Genomic DNA, 3,138 nt, shown 5'->3' with positions numbered 1-3,138 from the left:
GGCGCGACCGCCCCGCCGGCGAGCCCGCCGACCGCCGAGGCACCGAGGTCGGTCAGGTCCAGGCCGTGCGCCCGCCCGGTGGAGTTCTGGTACGTCTGGGTGGCCAGGGTGACCCCGGCCTCCTCGGCGGCCTCCTCCAGCCCCTCGCGGCTGGCCCGCCTCGCGAGCCCGCGTACGCCACCACGGGCGACCTCCTTGGCGGCCCGCTCGCCGGCCTCCTTGAGCCCGTGTCTGAGGGACTTGCTGGCCAGTTGACCCATCAGCCGCCGGAAGATCTGCTGGACCAACAGCCGGGTCGCGGTGATCGCCGCACCGGCGGCCGGGGTCGCCGCGCCAGCCGTCAGCACCGCCGCGACCGCCACGGAGAGCAGCTCGATGACGAGGATGCCCAGCTCGATCCAGACTTCCAGCTTGGCGCCCTCGATGTCGCAGCCGCACTCTTCGACCAGCCGGCCCAGGTCGGCGGTGATGGCGAGCAGCACCGGCAACGGGGCGTCGTCGCCCTCGGCGACCCCCCGCCAGGCCGCCTCGAACGCCGCGTCGACCGCCCCGACACCGCCGTACCCGGTGCGCACCTCGGCGGCGGCCGCGGCGGCGTCGGTGTGCGGGCCGGCGAGCACGGAGGCGACCGCGTACCACTGGTCGGCGACGTCCCAGACGGCTCGCTCGTTGCCCTCCGGCCACTGCACGCCGACGACCCAGTCGAGGGCCTCGTAGATCCAGCCGGGCACATCCCAGGGCGCGTAGTCGAGGGGGTGCGGAATGGGGCTCGGCAGCACGCTCATCGCGATCGTCGGCGTCAGCGCTGGTCGGCGGCCCGGCCGAGCCGGGCGGCGCTGGCCCCGTCGGTCCGTACGCTCGCGTCGACCGCCCGTGTGACGTCGCCGCCCAGCTCGGTGAGCCGCTGCCCGACGCCGGCCCAGGCCCGCAGCACGGTCTGCTCGAACCCCCGGTAGTTCCGCTCGAAGGCGGCGCCGATGTCGTCGCGACCCCATGGGCTGGCGCCGCTGGCGGCCTCGATCGCGCCGCCCTCCGCCGCGCGCCGGGCCGTCACGGCCTCACCGGCGAGCGCCAGGTCCGCACCGCCCCGGCGGGCCCGGGACGGATCGAGCCAGAGCTGCCCGTCGGTCATGCCGCCCCCTCACCCCTGCCGAACACAGCGTCGGCCCGGCCGAGGAGCGTGCCGAAATCTCCGCTACGGAGGAAGTCCGCCGACCCGGAGCCGGCCGGCATGCTCTCGGCAACGAGGTCACGGGTGGCGTCGGCGGCGTCGCTCGCGGCGGCCCGGATCGTTTCGGTGATTTTTCGGCCGAGCGCCCCGGCGTCCCGGTCGCGGTAGACGGCCGGCGACAGCTCGACATCGATCAACCGGCCCTGGGCACCGACGGTCGCGGTCACCTGCCCGTCGGCCGACCGGCGGGTCACCCGCAGCTCGGCGAGCCGAACCTGGAGCGTGTCCAAACCCGATCTGAGCTGCTGATATTGCCCGTACACGTCGTCGAATCGGGCCCGTAGCTCACGATTGGCGCCCCGGTCCGCGTGTTCGCTCACGGCCGCCCTCCCGTCACTGTCGGTCGACCGAAACCATACCGGCTGCCATCGATCTGTGTAGTCCGGTAGTTTCAGTGCGTGATCGACCGCGAACAGGCCGAGCAGCTCGCGGCCACCTGGGCCCGCCGCGACTCGCAGCGCCTCGGCCACGAGTGCACCGCGATGGTGGACGAGTTCGACCTCGGCTACGTCATCACGTCCGTGGTGCCCACAGAGGTGCGCACGGTGCCCGGTGACCTGCCCACCACCGTCATCGACAAGCAGACCGGAACCGTTACCACCTGGCCCCGGGTGCCGAGCACGGTGGTCGCCGAGATGTACCGGCGCAGCCAGCCCACCGGGCCGACCGCCGCCCGCACCGTCGATCCGTCGAGTCTGCTGGTCCGGGAGATCCATCGTGGACCCACTCCGAACACCGCCGCGCACCTGACGATCGACGGGCGGATCTGGACGGCCCAGGGCACGAGGGCCGAGGTGCCGCTGAATCACCACCCGCTGGTACGCGACTATCTGGCCCAGCTGCCCCCCGGCGATCTGGTCCGGGGCGGGGAAGCTCACGCAGAGTTGATCGTGGTCTCCGACGTGCTGCACGAGTACGACCATCGCCGGGCCGCCGAGGGCATCGCGCCGATGGGGCGGCCCGAGGCAGCCGCTCTGCTGGAGGGCGCCCGCTTCGAGGTCTTCCGGGTCCGTGAGCCTGGCGACCCCGCCGGTGGTCCCGCCCAGCTGCCCTGCGACTCGTGCATCGCCTTCCTGGTGCGGGCCAACGTCCTGCCGGAGACGGCCCGCGCCCACATCGAGACCTGGCGCGCGCCGGCGGCACCGGACCCCGATCCTGGGCGGTTCCCGGCGGAGGTCGCCAACGCGCTGGTCGCGGCCGGGTGGCGACCGCACATCGGAGACCAGATCATGGCTGCCGCGGCGATCCGGGACGTGACCGCGGTGCCGGGACGGACCCACCAGCACACCGTCTTCCCCGCTGCTGTCGAGGCGCTGACCGCGTTCCCCAGCCTGGTCGGCGCCCGACGGGGCCGGGGCGAGCAGGTGTGGATCTCCCGGTTCGACATTCGTCCGCACGCCATCGCGCATACCGCCGACACACTCGCGGACTTCGGCGCGGTGCTCGGCCTACGCCTGTTTCCGATCGGCACCGAACAGCAGGACAGCGTCCTGGCGGTGGACGAGCGCGGCCGGGTCTTCGCGCTCGACCAGGCCGGCGAGTGGTTTCTCGGCGACACCATCGACGCCGCGCTGACGACCCTGCTGCTCGGCCGGGCTCCCGCCCGGGTCCGTGACGACGGCACCTGGCGGGCCGACCAGAGCGGCTGAGCCGGGGCGCCCGCTGGACGGGCCCCGCCCCGGGGGTCAGCGGAGCACCTCGACGGTGTTGCGACGGACGAGGTTTTTGCCCGGCTCGCGGATCTGCTCCATGGCGGCGGAGTTGAGCAGCACACAACTGCCCGACGGCCCGGTCACCGTCACCGTGGTCGCCCGGTTGTTGTCCAGGTTGGTCACCCGCAGCCGGGTGCCGACCGGGAACTGTCCGCTGGTCGCCCCGGGGCCGGCGGCCTCCTCGAAAAGGTGCAT

Annotated in this window: 4 protein-coding genes and 1 pseudogene; 1 reads left to right on the top strand and 4 read right to left on the bottom strand. The window is 73.5% G+C overall.

Translation table 11 applies throughout. The features are described 5' to 3' along the window. The 3 genes from JM949_RS34915 to JM949_RS34905 form a co-directional block, all read right to left on the bottom strand. Positions 1-785, bottom strand: a 785-nt coding sequence (locus JM949_RS34915) for a WXG100-like domain-containing protein (RefSeq protein ID WP_456320247.1), incomplete at its 3' end; no start/stop codon positions are given. Positions 786-799: 14 nt separating this feature from the next. Next, positions 800-1,132 carry a hypothetical protein gene (locus JM949_RS34910; protein WP_203152330.1) on the bottom strand — a complete coding sequence of 111 codons (333 nt, stop codon included), beginning with the start codon at positions 1,130-1,132 and terminating at the stop codon, positions 800-802. Further along, a complete protein-coding gene (locus tag JM949_RS34905; protein ID WP_203152328.1) occupies positions 1,129-1,551 on the bottom strand; it encodes a YbaB/EbfC family nucleoid-associated protein in 423 nt (140 codons plus the stop codon). Before JM949_RS34905 ends, JM949_RS34910 begins: the two co-directional genes overlap by 4 nt. 78 nt (positions 1,552-1,629) lie before the next feature. Between JM949_RS34905 and JM949_RS34900 the strand changes: the two genes are divergently transcribed. Next, on the top strand, positions 1,630-2,880 hold the full coding sequence (locus JM949_RS34900) for an SUKH-3 domain-containing protein (RefSeq protein WP_203152326.1): 1,251 nt from the start codon (positions 1,630-1,632) through the stop codon (positions 2,878-2,880). Positions 2,881-2,916: 36 nt separating this feature from the next. Here JM949_RS34900 and JM949_RS34895 read toward each other — a convergent pair. Next, positions 2,917-3,138, bottom strand: a pseudogene (locus JM949_RS34895) (septal ring lytic transglycosylase RlpA family protein); the annotation flags it as partial.

Source organism: Micromonospora tarensis (assembly GCF_016803395.1).
In the GTDB taxonomy this organism is placed as follows: Bacteria; Actinomycetota; Actinomycetes; order Mycobacteriales; family Micromonosporaceae; genus Micromonospora; species Micromonospora tarensis.
Note: the sequence above shows the minus strand (reverse complement) of the source record. Positions and strands in the feature narration are given on the sequence as shown.